This is a genomic window from Stenotrophomonas sp. STEN038 (genome assembly GCF_056759895.1).
The window spans coordinates 104,218-124,538 of sequence record NZ_JBRRDW010000002.1; the positions used below are offsets into that span (position 1 = coordinate 104,218).

A 20,321-nucleotide genomic window follows, 5' to 3' on the forward strand; every position below is an offset into this window, starting at 1 on the left:
CGATTGATGAGCACTATCGAAAAAGACCTGTCCGCGCGCCTGCGCGCCGCCCGCCCCGCCATTGACGGGGCGATGAGCCGTGACCGTGGGCGCCTGTTGGGGCTGCTCTCGCGTTGGCAGGGCAAACCCACGGACATGGCGGCCGAGCAGGCTTTCCAGCAGCAGCTGCAGCGCTCGCACACGCAGCGCCAGCAGCGCGCCGCGCGGCCGATCGCCATCACCATGGACGAGGCCCTGCCAATCGCACGTGAGGCCGAGCAGATCAGTAGCCTGATCCGGGCCCACCAGGTGGTGGTCATCGCTGGCGAAACCGGCTCTGGCAAGACCACCCAGCTGCCAAAATTGTGCCTGGCGGCAGGTCGTGGCGAGGCCGGCATGATCGGCTGCACCCAGCCGCGCCGTATCGCCGCCCGCGCGGTGGCCGCGCGCGTGGCCGAGGAACTGCAGACCGAGCTGGGCACGGTAGTCGGTTACCAGGTGCGCTTCACCGACAAGGTTGGTGAAGACAGCCGCATCAAGTTCATGACCGACGGCATCCTGCTGGCCGAGATCGCCTCGGACCGCTGGCTGTCGCGCTACGACACCCTGATCATCGACGAGGCGCACGAACGCAGCCTCAACATCGACTTCCTGCTGGGCTACCTGAAGCAGCTGCTGCGCAAGCGCCCGGACCTGAAGCTGATCGTGACCTCGGCCACCATCGATACCGAGCGTTTCTCGCGCCACTTCGACAATGCGCCGGTGGTCAATGTCGAAGGCCGCACCTATCCGGTGGAGGTGCGCTATCGGCCATTGGAGGATATGGGGCAGAGCGTTGACAGTGCTGTGGCGCCAGCGCGTGGCAAGCGCGCCGAGGCGGACAGCGATTCAGCGATGGATCCGGTCTCGGCCATTGTGGCTGCCGTCGATGAAATCACCCGCAGCGATGCGCGCGGCGATGTACTGATCTTCCTGCCGGGCGAGCGCGAGATCCGCGATACCCACCAGGCCCTGGAACGTCGCAAATACCGCGAAACCGAAGTGCTGCCGTTGTACGCGCGGCTTTCGGCCAAGGACCAGGACCGGGTATTCAATCCCGGCCCGAAGCGCCGTGTGGTATTGACCACCAACGTCGCCGAAACCTCGTTGACGGTGCCGCGCATCCGCTACGTGGTTGATCCTGGCTTTGCCCGTGTCAAACGGTATAGCCCACGGCAGAAGCTTGATCGCCTGCATATCGAGGCGGTATCGCAGGCCAGCGCCAACCAGCGCAAGGGCCGCTGCGGTCGTATCTCCGAGGGCGTGTGTTACCGGCTGTATTCGGAGGCTGATTTCCTGAGCCGATCGGAGTTCACCGACCCTGAGATCCGCCGTTCCTCGTTGTCCGGTGTGATCCTGCGCATGTTGCAGCTCGGCCTGGGCAAGATCGACGAATTCCCCTTCCTTGAAGCGCCGGACGAGCGCGCGGTGGCCGACGGTTGGCAACAACTGGTCGAGCTTGGCGCCATCGACGAGGCGCGCAAGCTCACCGATATCGGGCGGCAGATGGCGCGCTTGCCGGTGGATGTGAAACTGGCACGCATGTTGGTGGCCGCGCACAAGGGCGGTTGCCTGCGTGAGATGCTGGTGATCGCTTCCTTCCTCGGTATCCAGGACCCACGTGAGCGGCCGCCGGAAGCACGCGAGGCGGCCGACAATGCACATGCCTTGTTTGCCGACGCGCGCTCCGAATTCATCGGCATCCTGCGGCTGTGGAATGCCTATCGCGATGCCCACGAAGACCTCACCCAGTCCAAGTTGCGCGACTGGTGCGGGCGTCATTTCCTCGGCTTCCTGCGCATGCGCGAATGGCGTGAACTCCACCGCCAGCTGCGCCTGTTGTGCGAGGAGCTGGGCTGGGCGATGGGCGCGGACGAGATTTTCGGCAAGGCGCTGTTGTCGGCGCCGCCGGCCATACCCGCTGGTGGTGATGCAGAGGCGAAGCGCAAGGCGACGCGGGGCGAGCAGCATAAGGCTGCACGTCTGGCGCGTGAGGGAGCAAAACCGGGGTCAGCGTCGGGTTTCCCAAGTGTTGCTTCCGCCACGGGGAAAAGTCGGGGGAAACCCGACGCTGCCCCCGGTTTTGACTCCATCCCCGACAAGGTACGTATCGCTGCTTACCAAACGCTGCACCGTGCGGTGCTGGCTGGCCTGCCGACCCAGATTGGCCATCGCACCGACAAGGGCGACTTCCAGGCGCCACGTCAGCGTCGTTTCCATCTGTTCCCCGGGTCTGCCCTGGCCAAGCGGCCACCGCCGTGGGTGCTCAGTGCCACGCTGTTGGATACGGCGCGGGTGTGGGGCATGACCAATGCTTCCATCGAGCCGGATTGGGTGATTGCCGAGTTGCCGCATCTGCTGGCGCGGAAGCACTTCGACCCGCATTGGTCGCGTGCCCAGGGCCAGGTGCTGGCCTCGGAACAGATCAGCCTGTTCGGCCTGGTGCTGGCACCGAAAAAGCCGGTGCATTACGGCAGGATCAACCCAGGCGAAGCCCACGACATCTTCGTGCGGCAGGCGCTGGTAACCGGCGAGATCAATGCCCGCGCCGGTTTTGTCGCCGACAACATGAAGCTGTTGGAGCAGGCGCGCGAAGAGGAAGCCAAGCTGCGCCGCGCCGGCATCGTTGCCGACGAGGATTGGCAGGCGCGCTGGTATCTGGATCGGGTGCCATCGCATATCCATTCGGCCAATCTGCTCGATGGTTGGTACAAGGCCCTGCCACCGGAGCAGCGCCGCAGCCTGCACTGGTCGCTGACCGATCTGTTGCCGGGCGAGGGCAGTGAGCAGGACCGTTACCCGAAGTACTTTCCGCTTGGCGATGCACGGCTGGCGATGCATTACCGCTTCGAGCCGGGCAGCGAGGAGGATGGCGTCACCCTCGACGTACCGCTGCACCTGCTCAATGCACTGGACCCGGCGCGGCTGTCGTGGCTTGCCCCCGGCTTCGTCGCGGACAAGGCCTCGGCCTTGATCCGCAGCTTGCCCAAGGCCATGCGCCGCAACTATGTGCCGGCGCCGGATTTTGGCCGTGCGTTTGCGGAAGCCTGGGCGCAGCCGTCGGCGGACGACATCCGTGGCGAGTTGGCGCGCTTCCTGTCCAAGGCTACCGGGGCGATGGTCGCTGCGACGGACTTTGATGTGGAATCACTGGATCCGCATCTGCGTATGAATCTGCGGTTGTTTGAAGTGACATCTGGCAACGCAACACGCGGGAAAGGTGCTGCTTCCGGCGAAAACGACGGTATGAAACTACTCGCCATGTCGCGTGACCTCGATGCGCTGCGCGCCCGTTTCGGCGAGCGCGCCGGCAGCGCGTTTGCCGCACGTGCAGGCGCGGCCCTGGCTGCCGAGGGGCTGCGCGAGTTTCCAGCGACCGCTATTCCCGAGCAGGTTCCGGGTGAAGCCGGGGTGCCGGCCTATCCGGCGCTGGTCGATACCGGCGATGCCGCTGCGCTGCGCATCTTCGCCGACAAGAGTGAAGCCGCGCTTGCACATCCGCAAGGCGTCCGCCGCCTGCTGGAGATCGCCTTGGCCGACAAACTCAAGCAGGCACGCAAGCAGCTGCCGGTGTCGCCCAAGACTGGCCTGTTGTATGCGTCCATCGAGTCACAGGAACGGCTGCGTGGCGATCTGGTCGATGCAGCGGTGAACGCGGTGTTGGCCGATGGATTGGAAGTGATACGCACACCCGAGGCCTTCCAGCAGCGCTGTGCCGATGCCGGCAAGCGTCTGTTCGGCGAGGCGATGGAGCGGCTGAAGCTGGCCGAAAGCATCCTCGGTCTGACCGGTGAGTTGAAGCCGCAGCTGGAGTCGCCGCTGATGGGCTGGGCACGCGGCAACCTGGACGACATGCAGGCGCAATTGGCCGGGCTGGTGCATGCAGGCTTCCTGCGCGAGACGCCCGCTGATGCGCTGGCGCAGTTCCCGCGTTACCTGAAGGCGATGATCCTGCGTGCCGAGCGCGCCAAGCGTGACCCGCCACGTGACCAGGCGCGCATGCTGGAACTCAAACCCTTCGTCGATGCCTTGCAGGAAGCGCGTGTGCAGGGTCTGGCGCAGCGCCCGCAGTGGGCAGCCCTGCGTTGGGATATCGAGGAACTGCGGGTGTCGCTGTTCGCCCAGGAGCTGGGCTTCCGTTCCGGCATCTCGGCCAAGAAGCTTGCGCAGCGGGTAGCGGCGCTGCGCAGCTGAGCGCAGGGCTGCGTTCAGCGCGCGGCTGCCGCTCCCGGACGGTGCTGCTGGACGCAGGCGCGACGGGCGGTGTTCATCTGCGTGTGGGCGCTGGCATGTTCGCGGCTGATGGCCTGACGGAAGGTTGCCATCCGTTCCCGCAACGCCTTGCTGCGTTGTGCATCCTCGGCCGCAGCGAGCTGCTCGTTGAGCATGCCCATCTGCTGCTGCAGGGTGCCGACACGATCATTGGACGAGCCATAGATGGATGCGGTGGCTGTGCTGATGCAGCTGCGCTCGGCCTCGCGCGCTTCTGCCAGCTCCCTGCCGTCGATTGGCGGCGGGGGCGCCTCGCCCTCGTTGCCGCTGCTGCCTTCGCTGGCTTCCGGTTGTTGCGGTGCCGGGGCGGAAACCGGTGTGTCACGCAGCTTCATCGGTTCGGCGCGGGCATCGCAGGGATGCTCGGAATACACGGTTTCGCCGGACTTGCCTTTGCATTTGTATACCTGTGCCGCCGCGCTGGCGGGCAGTAGCAGCAACAGCAGGGTCAGAACGAGTACACGCATGGCGAAGGCAGGCTCACAGGGTGGAAGAACATGGGAAATGCCTGCCCAGGCAGATGCGGCCGGGGCGGGGCAGGAGCGTTTACTTGGTACGGCGGACCTTGGCGCGGGTATTGAGGCCGTCGATCTGTAGATACCACACGTTCATCACCCCGGGGGTGATGCGCACCGTTGGGCCTTGCTTGCGTACACCGCTGACGTTGGTGTCATCGGTCTGTTCCCAGACCTGCCCGTTGTCCAGGGTGTACTGGCGGCCCTTGCCGAAACCACGGAACTCGCCTGCCAGGCTGGCTTCGATCGGTTCGTTGGAGCCGAAGGAAAAAAAGCCGCGGCTCTTGACGATTACTTCCTGGCGGCCTTCTTCGCGCGCCTGTTCCACGGCGACATTGGCAGCCTGGGCCACCTTGCCCTGCAGCCAGTTGTTGAGCGTGACCAGCTCTTCAGGACTGAGTTTGTTCAAACCGGCTGCATTGAATTCGGCAGCGGACATCTGCTGCTGCAGATCCCCCTGCACCACGCGCTGGGCGTGTGCATTGGTGTATGGGTACGACGACAAAGCGGTAGCGGCAAGCAGGACGGCAAGGCGGGGCAGCTTCATGAACATTGTTCCCAGAGAGGGTGGGCGCTAGTGTAGGGGCATCCGCCCGTAATTGAATGCTGTGAACAGTTCCCCCACCCCCGGTCTGGAAGCGCTGCTGCAGCGCGCCTCAACCCGTGCCCTGTCCGAGCCGCTGCGTCAGGCCTTGCTGGCCTGCTGGCAGCAAGCGGACATGGATGTGTCGCCGCGCCTGTCCTGGCCGGTACTTGCCGATACCCTGGATTCGCTGGCGCTGCTGTCCGCCGATGAAAGTGTGATCGTTGCCGCCCTGCTGTTTGATCTGCCTGGGCTGCGCGCGCGCGCGGCGGAGCTGCCGCTGGGGCCAGTCGCCGCGGCGGTGAGCGGGTTGCTGGACGGCCAGGAGGCTGCCGACCAGGTCTGGGCCCTGCATGCCGGGCGCGAAGCCGGCCGCAACAGCGAAGGCCTGCGCCGGCTGCTGTTGTCGATCATCCATGACCTGCGGGTGGTGCCCATCCTGCTGTCGCGGCAGCTGGCCTGCATGCGTGCGGCCGACAAGCTGCCAGCCGAAGAGCGCCGCGCGCTGGCCCAGCTGACCCGCGACATCCACGCACCGCTGGCCAACCGGTTGGGTATCTGGCAGTTGAAGTGGGAGCTGGAGGATCTGGCATTCCGCTTCCTCGAGCCGGAAACCTACCGCCATATCGCCCGCGAGGTGGACGAGACCCGCATCGCCCGTGAGCGCTATGTGGAGGCGGTGAAGAAGAAACTGTCGGCTGCACTGGCCGAGCAGGGCATCCGTGCTGAAGTCAGCGGCCGGCCCAAGCACATCTACAGCATCTGGCGAAAAATGCAGAAAAAGCAGCTGGCTTTCGAGCAGCTGTACGACCTGCGCGCGGTGCGGGTAATGGTCGATGACGTCGGTGCCTGCTACGCCACGCTGGGCGTGGTACATGCACTGTGGACGCCCATTCCCAGCGAATTCGACGATTACATTGCTCGCCCCAAGGCCAATGATTATCGCTCCCTGCACACGGCGGTGATCGGCCCGGAAGGGCGCACCATCGAAGTGCAGATCCGCACCCACGAGATGCATGCGCAGGCCGAGCTGGGCGTTGCCGCACACTGGAAGTACAAGGAAGGCGGCAAGGGCGCGGAGAAAGCCTTCGACCGCAAGATCACCTGGATGCGGCAACTGCTGGAGCAGGCACAGGAGCCGGGCAGCGCGGATGATCTGGCCGGCGCGCTGGATGCCGAGCTGATCGAGGACAGGGTCTATGCGCTGAGCCCCAAGGGCGAGGTGATGGACCTGCCGGCTGGCGCCACTCCGCTGGATTTCGCCTACCACGTGCACACCATGGTCGGGCATCGTTGCCGGGGGGCCAAGATCAACGGCCGCATCGTGCCGCTGACCTACCGCCTGCGCAGCGGTGACCGCGTCGAGATACTTACCGGCAAGGAGGCTGACCCACGCCGCGACTGGCTGCTGGTGTCCAATGGCTTCCTGGCCAGCGGGCGTTCGCGCGAAAAGGTACGCAACTGGTTCCACAAACTTGACCGCGCCCGCAACGTGCAGGCCGGCCGCGAGCTGTTGGATCGCGAACTGAAGCGACTGGGCCTGCAGCATTCGGACCTGATGGTGGCGGCACGCAAGTTCCACGCTGACAGTGTCGACGATCTGTATATCCAGGTTGCGCTGGGCGATACCGGCCCCAACCAGGTCAGCCGCGCGCTGCTGGAGGCCGAAAAGGCTGCCTCGCAGCCAGCGGCGCCGGTACTGCCAAGGCCTACCGCGCGTCGCGGCAACATCGGCAAGTCCGATTTCACCGTGCAGGGCGTCGGCAATCTGCTGGTGCAGTTGGCGCGTTGCTGCCAGCCGGTGGCGGGCGAGCCCATCACCGGCTATCTCACCCGCACCCGTGGCGTCACCGTGCACCGCATGGATTGTGCGTCGCTGGCACGCTTGTCGGCCGCGCATCCGGAACGGGTGTTGCCGGTGGAATGGGGGCGTACCGGCACCGGCTATGAGGTGGATGTGATGGTGCGCGCGGTCGATCGCCGCTGGCTGTTGAAGGACATCACCAACCTGATCGCGCAGGAGGATGCCTATGTGCTGGAGATCAACAGCGACAACCTGCGCGAGAGCGGACGCATTCAATTGCGCCTGCGCTTGAAGGTAAACGACTACGGCCAGCTGTCCACCCTGCTTGGAAAACTCGACGCCTTGCCTGGCGTAGACGATGCGCGAAGGCTGGGATAGGTAAGCTTGGCGCATGGAGAACTGGCGTCAGCGCGGCCAACAGGGACTGGAGACATTCGGCGACAAGCTGCGGCTGTACGGGCGCTGGTGGGTGGCGCGTGGTTGGAACAGCCCGCGTGCCTGGCGTTCGATAGCCATCGGTGTAGCCATCTTGGCGCTGCTGTTGGCATTGTTCCGGCAGCCGCTGGCCGACTGGCTGTGGCCGGAAACCAAAATCCAGCAACTGCTCGATGACGGTCGCCAGGCGCTGGGCGAGGGGCGTTTGAGCGCAGCCGACGGCCGCGGGGCACGTGAGCTGTTTGAAGCTGCCGCCGCGCTGGACCCGGACCGCAGCGACGTGCGCAACGCGCTGGTGCAGACCGCGCAGGCAGCGCTTGCACAGGCGCGCGCACAGTTGGCGGCTGGGGATCGCGAGGCTGCTGCGGCCAGCCTGGCGTTGGCGCGGCAACTGCAGGCACCTTCGGCCGAGATTGATCTGCTCGCCGCCAAGCTGCAGCAGGCGGTGCGCGGGCATGACGGCATCGAGCAGCTGTTGCAGCAGGCCGAGGCCGCGCAGGCGCAGGGCCGCCTGGATGATGCGGCGGACGCGGCCTTGCCGCTGTACCAGCGCGTGCTGGCGTTGCAGCCGGACAAGATGCAGGCGCTGGAAGGGCGTGATGAGGTGCTGTCCGATCTGTTGACCCAGGCTACACGGGCGGCTGATCGCGGTGATCTGGCCGCAGCGGCGGCCTTGCTGCAGCGGGTGGAGCGCTATGACGCCGGCCACGCCAACCTGCCGGCGGTCAAGGCAGTGATGAATGCTGCGTTGGAGCAACGACGCCAGCAGGGCGAGCGTGACCTGGCGCGCGGTCGCCTGCAGCGTGCAGCCGACGCTTTCCAACAAGTGCTGGCGGCCGGCGAGGACCCCGCCGCGCGGCAAGGTCTGCAGCGCATTGCCCATGCGCAGGTGCAGGAAGCGCTGCGTTTGGCCGCGGACTTCCAGTTTGAGTCGGCCGAGCGCGCCCTCCAGCATGCGCGCGAGTTGGCGCCCGACAGCGCCGAACTGGGTGCCGCCGAGCAGGTATTGCAGCGCACCCGACAGGCCCGGCAATCGATGGACGTGCCGGTCAGCGCCGCCGAGCGCGAGCGCCGCTTGAAGGCGCTGCTCAAACAATTGGACGACGCCGAGGCCCGCCAGCAATGGTTGTTGCCGCCCGGCAGCAGCGCCTATGACCGCTTCAAGGCGGCACAGGCGCTGGCGCCGCAGGACCCGCGGGTCAAACGCGCGGCGGCAAGGATACTTCCGGCCGCGCGCACCTGCCTGGACGACAACCTGCGCGGCAATCGGCTGCGCGCTGCGCGTACCTGCCTGGATGCCTGGCAGGCACTTGCCCCGACCGATCCGGCATTGGCACCGGCACGGCGTCGTCTGGCGCAGCGCTGGATTGCGGTGGGCAGCGAACGCTTGGGAGGCGGTGATACCGCCTTTGCACAACAGGCACTGCTGCAGGCGCGTGAAATCGATCCGGCGACGCCGGAGATTGCCGGCTTCAGCGAGCGTGTCCGCAACGCCCTGCGTTGATGGCAGCGAGCAGGCCCGCCACGCGATCCCGGTAGAGCCGAGCCATGCTCGGCTGAGGCTTTCCCGGCAAAGCCCCCGCGCAGCATGGCTGCGCTCGATGACCCAGATTCAGGCTTTCAACGGGCAACTACACGCAACACCTGTACAAGCTTCTTGACTGCCACCTCGAGTTCATCGGGCGTATGCGCGGCGAATCCCATCAGGAAGCCTGCGGTCGCTTGTTCGCTGCAGGCGTGCAGTCCGCTCAGCCCAAGCAGATCGATCCCGGCGCGGCGCGCTGCATCGATGGCCTGCTGCTCGGGTATATCGCGGATGAAGACGCAGGGCATCTGCATGCCGCCATCGGGTACGCGCGGCTCCACGAAATCCTTCAGATGTCGGCCCACCAGCTTCGCCAGCACATCACGGCGTTCGCAATAAATCGCGCGCATGGCCCGCACATGTGCACCGAAATGCCCGCCTTCCATGAAACGCGCCAGTGTCAGCTGCGGAATTGGTGCGCTATGCCCATCCAGCAAGGTGCGCGCGATGGTCATCGGCGCAACCAGCTCGGTCGGCAATACCATGAAGCCGATGCGCAGGCCGGGGAACAGCGACTTGGTGAAGGTGCCGATATAGATGGTGCGCTGGTGCGCATCCAATCCCTGCACGCAGGCCATTGGTCTGCCTGCGTAATGGAACTCGCTGTCGTAGTCGTCTTCGATGATCCAGGCCTGCTGTTGCCTGGCCCATTCGATGATCTGCAGGCGTCGTTCCAGCGCCAGCGTCGCGCCGCTGGGGAACTGGTGCGAGGGTGTCAGGAACACCGCCCGCGCGCGCTGTCGCGCGTCGCGCAGCAGGTCCACACGCATGCCATCGGCATCCACGGGTATGGGCGCGCAGTCCAGCCCGGCAGCATCAAACGCCTTGCGCGCACCGTGATAGGCGGGGTCCTCGATGAAGATCTGCTCGCCGGGATCGAGCAGCACGCTGGCACACAGGGTCAATGCCTGCTGTGAGCTGGTCACCACCAGCACCCGCTCCGGGCTGGCGTGGGCGCCGCGTTCCAGGTTGACGTAGTCGGCGATTGCCTTGCGCAGCGGCGCCATGCCTTGTGGCGGGCTATGCAACAGGGCAGCGCTGCCCCATTCCTTCAGCACCTGGCGTTGTAGTCGCTCCCAGATCGCCAAGGGGAAGTTGCGGGTTTCCGGCACGCCGGGAACGAATGCGCGCGGCGCAAGGAACTCACGCACCCCGCCATTGCGGTACATGGCAGCGCCGCGCTGGCTCAGCCGCAATGGTTGTTGCATGGAGCTGCTGCGGTGTGCGGTGCCGCGCCCACCCAGGCGGCGCGCACCCTCTGCGACGAAGCTGCCGCTGCCAACCCGGCGTTCAATGAAACCCTCGGCATGCAACTGGCCATAAGCCGCTTCCACCGTGTCGCGCGATACGCCCAGCGAGGCAGCAAGGGCGCGCGAAGCCGGCAACGGTCTGCTCGCATCCAGGGCGCCGTCGAGGATCAGCTGGCGTACCGCGCGCTGGATGCGGACATGCAGTGGCAGGCTCCGCTGTGCCGGGTCGACGACCCAGGCCTTCACCGATTCAAGTTGTGCGTGCCTGAACAATTGGTCTGGCCTATGTGCATAAAGTGGCGGGATCAATCAGGCCATTCTAGGCCTATAAAAACGGACCCGCCGCGCCGGCATCCACCGGCGTCCACCAGGAGTCCGACCTTCACCATGCCGTCTGCCGCTGCTTCCTTCCGGGCCACGCGCCCGGCTGACCTGATCCATCCCATCGTTGCCGGGCTGGTCTCGGTCATCGTCAACTACGGTGGCACCTTCATCCTGGTATTCCAGGCGGCCAAGGTGGCCGGGCTCAGCCCCGAGCTGACCGCGTCCTGGGTGTGGTCGCTGTCGATTGGCGTTGGGGTCAGCGGGCTGCTGCTGAGCTGGCTGAGTCGTGCGCCGATCATCACCGCGTGGTCCACGCCTGCCGCAGCCTTTCTGGTAACGGCGCTGGCGACAACGCCGTACAACGAAGCGATCGGTGCTTACCTGATTTCAGCCGCTGCCTTCGTGGTGCTGGGCCTGTCAGGCTGGTTCGACCGGCTGATCCGGTTGATTCCTGCCGGGGTGGCGGCCGGCCTGCTGGCCGGCATCCTGCTGCAGTTCGGCACGCGTGCGTTTGCCGGGCTTGCCGTTGATCCGCTGCTCGCAGGCTTGTTGATCGTGGCCTATCTGTTGCTGAAGCGCGTCAGTGCGCGCTATGCCATTGTCGGCATCCTGTTGCTGGGGTTGGTGTTCCTGTGGCTGCAGGGCCGGCTGGATCTGTCGGCGGTGTCGCTGCAGCTGGCCAAACCAATTCTGACAACGCCCGTGTTCTCGCTCAATGCGCTGCTCAGCGTGGCGCTGCCGTTGTTCCTGATCACCCTTACCGGCCAATACATGCCCGGCATGCTGGTACTGCGCAACGACGGCTTCAAGACCAGCGCCAATCCAATCGTGGCGGTCACCGGACTCGGTTCCCTGCTGATGGCGCCGTTCGGTTCGCATGCGTTCAATATCGCTGCGATAACCGCCGCAATCGCAACCGGCCGCGAAGCGCATGAAGACCCTTCGCGGCGTTGGATTGCCGGGGTTGCCGCGGGCCTGTGCTACATCCTGGTCGGGGTGTTCGGGGTGACCTTGGCCGCGGTGTTCATGGCACTGCCGGTGACTTTCATTGCCACCCTCGCCGGGCTGGCACTGCTGGGCACGATAGGCGGCAGCCTGGCCACGGCGCTGGCCGAGCCGCGCACGCGCGAAGCGGCGCTGATCACATTCCTGGCGGCAGCCGCCAACATCAGCTTGCTCGGCATCGGTGGCGCGTTCTGGGGTCTGCTTATCGGTTTGCTGGCCCATGCCTTGCTGCATGGGCGCTGGTCGCCGCGAAGCCAGCCAGCGCTAGCCAACAGCAACAAACCGGAGCAGGCCAATGGCTGATTCGTCATCCACCCAGACCCAACACGCGCAACATGGGCGCTATCCCCAGGCGGCGACGGTGGAGGATTTCCGCCACAACCTGGCCGCGGTGCGGGCACGGATGGACGCCGCCTGCCTGCGCGTTGGCCGCGACCCTGCGCAGGTGCGTCTGCTGCCGGTCAGCAAAACCAAACCCGAAGCCAGCCTGCGCCTGGCCCATGCCGCCGGCTGCCGCGTGCTGGGCGAAAACAAGGTGCAGGAGGCTGCAGGCAAATGGCAGGCCATGCAGGACCTGGGCGACCTGCAATGGTCGATCATCGGCCATCTGCAGACCAACAAGGCAAAGCTCGTGGCGCGCTTCGCCAGCGAGTTCCAAGCGTTGGACAGCCTGCGCCTGGCCGAAGCACTTGAACGTCGGCTACAGGTTGAAGGCCGTTCGCTGGATGTGTATGTACAGGTCAACACCTCGGGCGAGGCCAGCAAGTACGGGCTGGCACCGGATGCGGTGGCCGCGTATCTGCGGGCGCTGGGTGCCTATCCGGCGTTGCGCGTGCGTGGCCTGATGACGCTGGCGGTGTTCTCGGCCGAGGCCGCGCGCGTGCGCCGCTGCTTCGTGCAGCTGCGCGAACTGCGCGATCGGTTGCGGCAGGACACAGCTGTTGGTGATTCGTTGAATGAATTGTCGATGGGCATGTCGGGCGATTTCGAAATCGCCATAGAAGAGGGTGCCACCGTGGTGCGCGTCGGCCAGGCGATATTCGGTGCGCGGCCGCTGCCAGACAGCTACTACTGGCCAAGTGACGGCGTGGCTGCGGAGGCAGGGCAATGAAGACTGCCCTCGCCATACGCCATCTGCAATTTGAGGACCTCGGCAGCTTGCAGTCGCTGTTGCACGAGCGCGGCTACAGCGTGCGTTATCTGGAGGCAGCCAGCGATGATCTGCACATTCAGGAGGAGCCCGACCTGCTGGTCGTGCTCGGCGGGCCGATAGCTGCATTCGACGAGCGCGAGTATCCATTTCTGCTTGATGAGCTGGCGTTGATCCAGCGGCAACTGCAGCGCAGGCTGCCGCTGTTGGGTATATGCCTCGGTGCGCAGCTGATCGCACGCGCGCTGGGTGCGGAGGTTGCCAGCATGGGGCTGAAAGAGATCGGTTTCGCCCCGTTGACGCTGACCGCGCAGGGCAGGGCTTCTGCGTTGGCTGGCCTGGAGCAGGTGCCGGTGCTGCATTGGCACGGCGACCGCTTTGAGATTCCCGAGGGAGCGACGCCTCTGGCCGGGACCGCGTTGTGCGCGAATCAAGCATTCAGCGTCGGTGAGCATGTGCTCGCGCTGCAGTGCCATCTGGAGGCGCAGCCGCAACAGATCGAACAGTGGCTGGTCGGACATGCCTGTGAGCTTGCCCAGGCCGGTATCGATCCTTGTGTATTGCGCAGGCAGGCCGAGGCCGCGGCATCGAGCTTGCCATTGGCAGCGCGGGCGGTATTTGGCACTTGGCTGGATGCGCTGCCAAGCCGGTAGCGGAGTCGAGCATTCCACCGAACAACTCAAGCACAGGAGCAACAGCCATGTATGACACATCCAACGATCTTGCCGACTTCGACCCCGAGCTGGCGTCGGCGCTGGCGGCCGAACAGCAGCGCCAGCATGATCACGTCGAACTGATCGCCTCGGAGAACTATGCCAGTCCGCTGGTGATGGCGATCCAGGATTCGGTGTTCACCAACAAGTACGCCGAAGGCTACCCCGGCAAGCGCTATTACAGCGGCTGTGAAAACGTGGACGTGGCCGAGCGGCTGGCGTTGGAGCGGGTCAAGCAGCTGTTCAACTGCGACTACGCCAATGTGCAGCCGCATGCCGGTGCACAGGCCAATGCGGCGGTGTTCCTGGCACTGGCCAATCCGGGTGACACGGTGATGGGCATGAACCTGGCGCAGGGTGGACACCTGACCCACGGCAACCCATCCAATTTTTCCGGCCGTCACTACCGGATCGTGCCGTACGGGCTTGATCCGCGCAGCGGCCTGATCGACTACGAGGAGATGGAACGCATCGCGATGCAGAGCAGGCCCAAGCTGCTGATCGGTGGCTTCTCGGCGTACTCGCGGCACAAGGACTGGGCGCGTATGCGCGCCATCGCCGACAAGGTGGGTGCACTGTTGTGGGTGGATATGGCACATGTGGCAGGGCTGGTTGCGGCCGGCGAATACCCGGACCCGCTGCCGCACGCGCACGTAGTGACCAGCACCACCCACAAGACCCTGCGCGGACCACGTGGCGGCATCATCCTCAGCAAGGGGCAGGACGCGGACTTCAACAAGCGGCTGGATTCGGCCGTTTTTCCGGGCATCCAGGGCGGGCCGCTGATGCATGTGATCGCGGCCAAGGCGATTGCCTTCAAGGAGGCGCTGCAGCCGGAGTTCAAGACCTACCAGCGGCAGGTGATCGACAATGCGCGGGCGATGGCGGCGGTGTTGCAGCAGCGTGGTTACCAGATCGTCTCCGGCGGCACCGACAACCACCTGATGCTGATCGACCTGTCCAGCAAGCCGTTCACCGGCAAGGAAGCGGATGCCGCGCTGGCCCGTGCCTGGATCACCACCAACAAGAATTCGGTGCCGAATGACCCACGCTCGCCGTTCGTGACCTCGGGCGTGCGTATCGGTACACCTGCGATGACCACGCGCGGCTTTGGCGTCGCCGAATGCGAGCAGTTGGCCGGGCTGCTTGCCGACGTGCTCGACAGTCTTGGGACGGGCCGGCTTGATGAAGTGACCGGCGAGGTGCGTGAGCAGGTGTCGGCGTTGTGTCGGCGCTATCCGGTATATCGCTGAAGCAGGCTGCTGCGTGCGCCAGCGAGGGCTGAGCAGCGATTGAACTTGATGGTCATGGCGCGCGCAGATTCCACGCGCGCAGGTATCTGGCAGAGATCGCCGTGCAATGCGCTACCGATTGAGGAATACCCGCTGCACGGCGAGGCGCGCCGCATCCATCGAGAAGTGCCTGGCGATATTGGCCAAACCGTTGTCCGACAGACGCTGCCATAACGCGGCATCGTCATACACGCGCAACACTGCAGCGGCAAATGCCTGGTTGCCATCGGCGACCAGCACATCCTGGCCGTCATGCAGGTGCATGCCTTCCACGCCGCAGGTGGTGGCGACCACCGGCTGGCCGTGGGCCATGCTCAGGTTGACCTTGCCCTTGACCCCGGCGCCGAAGCGCAGCGGCGCCACCGCAACGCGCATGCCGGTCATGAAAGGAACAACATCCGGCACATAGCCATGCACCAGCACGCCGGGGCTGTCCGCGGCCAGTGCGTGGATGCTGTCGGGTACATCGGCGCCGATGCAATGGAAGCGGATCTCCGGGCGCTGCGCATGGATCAGCGGGAATACCTCGCCGATGAACCAGGTCATCGCATCCAGATTCGGCGGGTGGCGGAAGCCGCCGACGAACACCAGATCATGCCGCTGTGCCCAGCCCTGGCCGGCGCCAGCGACTTCATGCAGATTGGAGATAAGTTCCACCTGCACCTGCGGCGCGTCGGTCACCAGTTGCTCTTTTTCGGCGGCGCTGACCAGCAGGGTCACATCGGTGGCAGCCATCACCGCCAGCTCGCTGGCACGGGTACGTTCGGCGCTGCGCAGCAGGCGTTGGTCGCGGGCCAGTTCGGCACCACGGCGCTCGCGCAGGTAGTGCAGGTCGACGGTGTCGAATACGGTACGCGCCTGCGGAGCGAACTGCTTCAGCAAGGGCAGGCATTCGTTGGCAACGTGGTAGCGGACCAGCATGACCACCGCGAAACGTTTGCCGTTGTCGCGCAACCAACTGCCCACGCCATCGAGGAAGGGGGCGTGCCAGACCTCCACGCCCATGGCCTGCAGTGCTTCACTGGCGGGGCTGGCGGGCTCGCCGCGGGTGGGCAGGAACACCACATGCACGCCTTCGGCCAGCAGCATGCGGATCAGGTTGAACTGGCGTAGCGAGGCCGAGTCGCGATCAGGTTGTGGCAGGCACTCATCGATGATCAGGATCTGCCGCTGGCGCCGATGCAGCAGGGCAGGGGATGGCACGCTGCCGGCCGCGGGCTGCGCTGCAAGTACGTCCCGCCAGTTGGCGGCGAACACGGATTGATTGCGGACCTGATAGGCCTTGACTCCTGTACTGGTATCGGTGCCATTGCTGGTGCCTTCATCGTGTACGACGCGGCTGGCGGGCTGCACCAGCACGCGGCGTCCGGCTGCGCGCACCTTGAAAGCCAGGTCGGTGTCCTCGTAGTAGGCCGGTGCATACAAGCTGTCCAGTCCACCCACCTCTTCAAACAATAGTCGCGGTATGGCCAGTGCTGCGCCGGAGCAATAGTCGGCATCACGCAACGCGCTGTAGCGGGGATCTTCGGCTGATTCAAAGCGGCCGTAGCTCCAGCAGCTGCCATCGGCGAAGACCACGCCGCCAGACTCCTGCAGGCGACCATCCGGATACAGCAGCTGGGACCCGACCAGGCCGGCTTCAGGTATGCGGGTGAACGTCTCCAGCAGTGCGTCCAGCCAGCCGGGCTGGGGGATGGTGTCGTTGTTGAGCAGCACCACATAGTCGCCGCGACTGAGCCGCAGGCCGTCGTTGCAGGCGGCGATGAAGCCGCCGTTGTGCGGCCGCAGGTGGTAACGCAGCCCATCGATCTGCTGCATCCAGGCGCGGGTGCTGTCGCTGCTGCCGTCATCGATGACCAGGATTTCGCAGCTGGCAGCAGGCGGATGCGCGGCCAGGGCACGCAGGCAGGCCAGCGTATGGGCGCAGTGGTTGTAGACCGGAATGACAATGCTGGCCGTCGGACGCTCACTGCGTGGCACGCTGAACGGCGTAAAGGGGGCGTTGGTAGGAAAGTACAGCGGGTCACGCTGAGCCGGCGGTTGGCGGCGGGTATGCACGCCAACCCGGTGCAGGGTTGCCCGCCAGCCACGGGTGCGCAGGCTGGCCAGACCCCGGCGGACCAGGCCGATGATGCGGTTGACGGCGTAGCGCGCATCGGCCAGCGAAATCGACATTCCTTTGGAACTCCAGCTTAAGCAGGGAACTGACAGCCAACGCCCCCGGGGATGCGGCTGCGTTAGACTCATTGCAAACCACATTCTCGCATCCCTGTGCCACGACGCCACGATTCCGACGAGTTCGAAGACGATACCGACGGCAACAGCCCTGTGTGGCGGAGCCGCTTGATCACCTGGGGATTGGCTGCAGCCGCATTGGGGCTGGGCTTCATGATCCCCTATACGCTCTACCTGAACAGTCAGGTCAGCCAGCGTTTTGGCGAGCTGCGTTGGCAGATTCCGACCCGCGTCTATGCGCGGCCGTTGGTGCTCAGCCCGGGCACGGCGATGAACGCCAATACGTTGAAGACCGAGCTGGCGGCCTCCGGTTACCGCGATGACGGTGCTGGCAACAGTCCCGGCACCTACAAGGCGCAGGGTGGCAGCTTCAGTATTTCCAGTCGCGGCTATGTCGACGTTGATGGCAATGTTGCCGCCCGCAAGGTGGACGTGGTGGTCTCCGGCGGGCAGGTGGCTTCCCTGCGCGATGCAGGCAGCCGCAAGGCACTGAAAGCCGCGCGTCTGGACCCGGCACGTATCGCCACCTTGTATGGGCAGAAGCAGGAAGAGCGCCGGCTGGTGCGGGTTGCGGAAGTGCCGGAGCTGCTGGTCACCGGCCTGCAGGCGGTGGAAGACAAGGACTTTGCCCGTCATCACGGCATCGATCTGAGCGGTATCGCGCGCGCGGTATGGGTAACCATCCGTACGGGCGGCGAGACCAGGCAGGGCGCCAGCACCTTGACCCAGCAGTTGGCCCGCAGCGGCCTGCTCGGCATCGGCAAGGAACAGACGATAACCCGCAAGTTCAACGAGGTGCTGTACGCGCTGATCATGGAGGCGCGCTACGACAAATCCACCATCCTTGAGGCCTACCTCAACCAGGTCTACCTGGGCCAGCGTGGCAAGCAGGCCATCCATGGGGTGTCGTCAGGTGCCGAGTTCTGGTTCGGTCGCGATCTCAACTCGCTGAGCAGCGAGCAGATCGCGTTGCTGATCGGTCTGGTCAAGGGCCCGTCGTTCTACGACCCGCGACGCAACCCCGAGAATGCGCTGGACCGCCGCAACTTCGTCCTGGGCAAGCTGCACGAGAACAACCTGATCGACGAAGCCGAGTATCAGCGTGCCCTCAAGGCGCCGCTGGGTGTGTCCAAGACGGCGGGTATTGCCGCAGCCAACCGCTTCCCGGCCTATGTCGACCTGGTACGTCGCCAGCTGGGCAATGACTACCCGGAAAGTGTGCTGCAAGGTGCGGGTTTGAACGTCTTCACCGGCATGTCGCCGTCGGCCCAGGCCTATGCCGAGGGCGCGGTCGCGCACACCATCAAGGCGCTGGAAAACAAGCGGCGCCCGGAGCTGCAGACCGGTCTGGTGGTCACCGACGTGCATAACGGCGATGTGCTGGCCGTGGTCGGCAGCCGCGATGTATCCGAGCCCGGTTTCAACCGCGCCATCGAGGCACAGCGGCCGGTCGGCTCGCTACTCAAGCCTTTCGTCTATCTGTTGGCGCTCGCCCAGCCGGATCGTTTCTCGCTGGCCAGCTGGGTCGATGATTCGCCGGTAACCGTCAAGCTCAGCCGCGGCCGCAACTGGACCCCGGGCAACGCCGACAACCGCAGCCACGGAACGGTGCGGCTGATCGATGCGTTGGCACGTTCCTACAATCAGGCGACCGTGCGCGTTGGCATGCAGGTCGGCCCCGAAAGGCTGACCCAGTTGATCAACGTGCTGGCCGGGCTCAAGGCCGAATCCAATCCAGCGGTGATCCTGGGTTCTACCGACCAGAGCCCTTATGGCATGGCCCAGCTGTATCAATTCCTTGCCTCCGGCGGCGAAATCCAGCCATTGCATGCGGTGCGTGGCGTGGTCGATGCGCAGGGCAAGCTGCTCAAGCGCTATGACAAGAGCCCGGCGCCGGCGCAGGAGGGCGACTCGATCGCTGCCAACCTGATCAGCGTTGGCCTGCAACAAGTGGTCTCCAGCGGTACCGCCTCGGGCTTGAACGCCGCAGGTCTGTCGCGGCTGCAGGCCGCCGGCAAGACCGGCACCTCCAACGACGGCCGTGACAGCTGGTATGCCGGTTATACCGGCGACCATCTGGCGGTGATCTGGATGGGCAACGACCAGAACGAGCAGACCGGCTTGTTTGGTGCTTCCGGGGCGATGCGGGTGTGGTCGGGGATCTTCCGCAACCTGCCCAGCAAGGCCTTGCATGTGAACAACAAGGGCCTGGACTGGCAGTACGTGGAAGCGGCAGGGAGCAATGCCACCGACGAGTCCTGCCCGGGCGCGCGCCGCTTCCCGTTCGTGGTTGGCTATGCGCCGCAGTACGTGCCCTGTGCAGTGCCGGCGGAAGTGCCACTGGAAGAAGGTGCCGACGGTGCCCAAGAGCAGTCCGGCGGCGGCTGGCGCGGTTGGTTGGGGTTGGATCGCAAGGAACCTGAACCGGCTGCGGCCCCCGCTGCACAGACGCCTGCGCGATAATCCCAAGCATGAATACCAAGTCTTTGATCCGCTACACGATGCTTGCTGCTGCAGCTTCCCTGTCACTTGCAGGCTGCGTCAGCGCACCACCGGCGGCGAAGCCGGCGGTGGTCGACAACACCACCCCGGCCCAGCGTCTGGCTGCGGTGGATGCCATTGCCGGTGTCGATGACACCGAGCTGTCAGTGCAGCCGCTGCGCGATGCGCAGGTGGATGATCTGCGCCAGACCGCCATCGCCCTGCGCAAAGCCGGCGACCTGGCCGGTGCCGCCGAAGCCTTGAACGAAGCGCTGCTGCAGGTGACCGATGACCCGGGCATCCTGCAGGAACGCGCCGAAATCGCCCTGCTGCAGGCTGACTGGTCGCGTGCCGAGACCTTGGCGAGGAAGGCGGTGGATCTGGGCTCGCGCACCGGTCCGCTGTGCCGTCGCCACTGGGCCACCATCGAACAATCGCGTCTGGCCCGCGCCGAAAAAGAGAATGCCGTCTCCGCGCATGCGCAGATCGAAGGCTGCACCGTGCCGGGGATCAAGCGCTTTTGATTTGCACCGGAAATGGGGAGTTGGGAACAGGGAATGGAAGTGCCTGAACGCCGGGCGAGGGTGTATTCCGTCAGTGCCATGGCGCGTTCACCATTCCGATTGAGGTCTGCGGCCTTTTCCTATTTTCGATTCACC

13 protein-coding genes are annotated in these 20,321 nt (G+C 65.3%); 9 read left to right on the plus strand and 4 right to left on the minus strand.

The features are described 5' to 3' along the window. Positions 1 to 6 precede the first annotated feature (6 nt). Positions 7 to 4,212: an ATP-dependent RNA helicase HrpA gene (gene hrpA / locus ACVOLS_RS01365; RefSeq protein ID WP_481544141.1), complete on the plus strand. Its 4,206-nt coding sequence runs from the start codon at positions 7 to 9 to the stop codon at positions 4,210 to 4,212. Between the two features lie 14 nt (positions 4,213 to 4,226). Here the strand turns inward: hrpA and ACVOLS_RS01370 are convergent, their stop codons facing one another. Beyond that, entirely contained in the window at positions 4,227 to 4,757 is a 531-nt protein-coding gene (locus ACVOLS_RS01370; protein WP_481544142.1) for a DUF4124 domain-containing protein, read from the minus strand. Positions 4,758 to 4,836: 79 nt separating this feature from the next. Beyond that, complete coding sequence (locus tag ACVOLS_RS01375) at positions 4,837 to 5,352, minus strand: hypothetical protein (RefSeq protein ID WP_481544143.1); 516 nt, start codon at positions 5,350 to 5,352, stop codon at positions 4,837 to 4,839. Between the two features lie 61 nt (positions 5,353 to 5,413). Here ACVOLS_RS01375 and ACVOLS_RS01380 point away from each other — a divergent pair, with 61 nt between their 5' ends. Together ACVOLS_RS01380 and ACVOLS_RS01385 are read left to right on the plus strand one after the other, a co-directional pair. Beyond that, positions 5,414 to 7,570, plus strand: a complete 2,157-nt coding sequence (locus tag ACVOLS_RS01380) for a RelA/SpoT family protein (protein WP_481544144.1) — start codon at positions 5,414 to 5,416, stop codon at positions 7,568 to 7,570. A gap of 13 nt (positions 7,571 to 7,583) precedes the next feature. After that, complete coding sequence (locus ACVOLS_RS01385; RefSeq protein ID WP_481544145.1) at positions 7,584 to 9,131, plus strand: hypothetical protein; 1,548 nt, start codon at positions 7,584 to 7,586, stop codon at positions 9,129 to 9,131. A 116-nt stretch (positions 9,132 to 9,247) separates the two neighbouring features. On the opposite strand, the gene pdxR is transcribed toward ACVOLS_RS01385, so the two are convergent. Then, on the minus strand, positions 9,248 to 10,735 hold the full coding sequence (gene pdxR / locus ACVOLS_RS01390; RefSeq protein WP_481544146.1) for a MocR-like pyridoxine biosynthesis transcription factor PdxR: 1,488 nt from the start codon (positions 10,733 to 10,735) through the stop codon (positions 9,248 to 9,250). A gap of 114 nt (positions 10,736 to 10,849) precedes the next feature. Between pdxR and ACVOLS_RS01395 the strand changes: the two genes are divergently transcribed. The 4 genes from ACVOLS_RS01395 to glyA are packed head-to-tail and all read left to right on the plus strand — an operon-like array spanning position 10,850 to position 14,907. After that, positions 10,850 to 12,094 (plus strand): benzoate/H(+) symporter BenE family transporter, encoded by a 1,245-nt coding sequence (locus ACVOLS_RS01395; RefSeq protein ID WP_481544147.1) that lies wholly within the window; start codon positions 10,850 to 10,852, stop codon positions 12,092 to 12,094. Further along, complete coding sequence (locus ACVOLS_RS01400; protein WP_481544148.1) at positions 12,087 to 12,902, plus strand: YggS family pyridoxal phosphate-dependent enzyme; 816 nt, start codon at positions 12,087 to 12,089, stop codon at positions 12,900 to 12,902. The genes ACVOLS_RS01395 and ACVOLS_RS01400 overlap by 8 nt, the downstream gene beginning before the upstream one ends. After that, positions 12,899 to 13,594 carry a glutamine amidotransferase gene (locus ACVOLS_RS01405; RefSeq protein WP_481544149.1) on the plus strand — a complete coding sequence of 232 codons (696 nt, stop codon included), beginning with the start codon at positions 12,899 to 12,901 and terminating at the stop codon, positions 13,592 to 13,594. The genes ACVOLS_RS01400 and ACVOLS_RS01405 overlap by 4 nt, the downstream gene beginning before the upstream one ends. Before the next feature lie 47 nt (positions 13,595 to 13,641). Then, the gene (gene glyA, locus ACVOLS_RS01410; RefSeq protein ID WP_481544150.1) at positions 13,642 to 14,907 is read left to right on the plus strand and encodes a serine hydroxymethyltransferase; all 1,266 of its coding nucleotides are present in this window, start codon (positions 13,642 to 13,644) and stop codon (positions 14,905 to 14,907) included. Positions 14,908 to 15,018: 111 nt separating this feature from the next. Here the strand turns inward: glyA and ACVOLS_RS01415 are convergent, their stop codons facing one another. After that, entirely contained in the window at positions 15,019 to 17,121 is a 2,103-nt protein-coding gene (locus tag ACVOLS_RS01415) for a glycosyltransferase (RefSeq protein WP_481544151.1), read from the minus strand. Positions 17,122 to 17,217: 96 nt separating this feature from the next. Here ACVOLS_RS01415 and mrcB point away from each other — a divergent pair, with 96 nt between their 5' ends. Further along, the gene (mrcB, locus tag ACVOLS_RS01420) at positions 17,218 to 19,644 is read left to right on the plus strand and encodes a penicillin-binding protein 1B (protein WP_481544152.1); all 2,427 of its coding nucleotides are present in this window, start codon (positions 17,218 to 17,220) and stop codon (positions 19,642 to 19,644) included. 38 nt (positions 19,645 to 19,682) lie between these two features. Continuing rightward, a complete protein-coding gene (locus ACVOLS_RS01425; RefSeq protein WP_481544192.1) occupies positions 19,683 to 20,186 on the plus strand; it encodes a tetratricopeptide repeat protein in 504 nt (167 codons plus the stop codon). Positions 20,187 to 20,321: the final 135 nt, after the last annotated feature.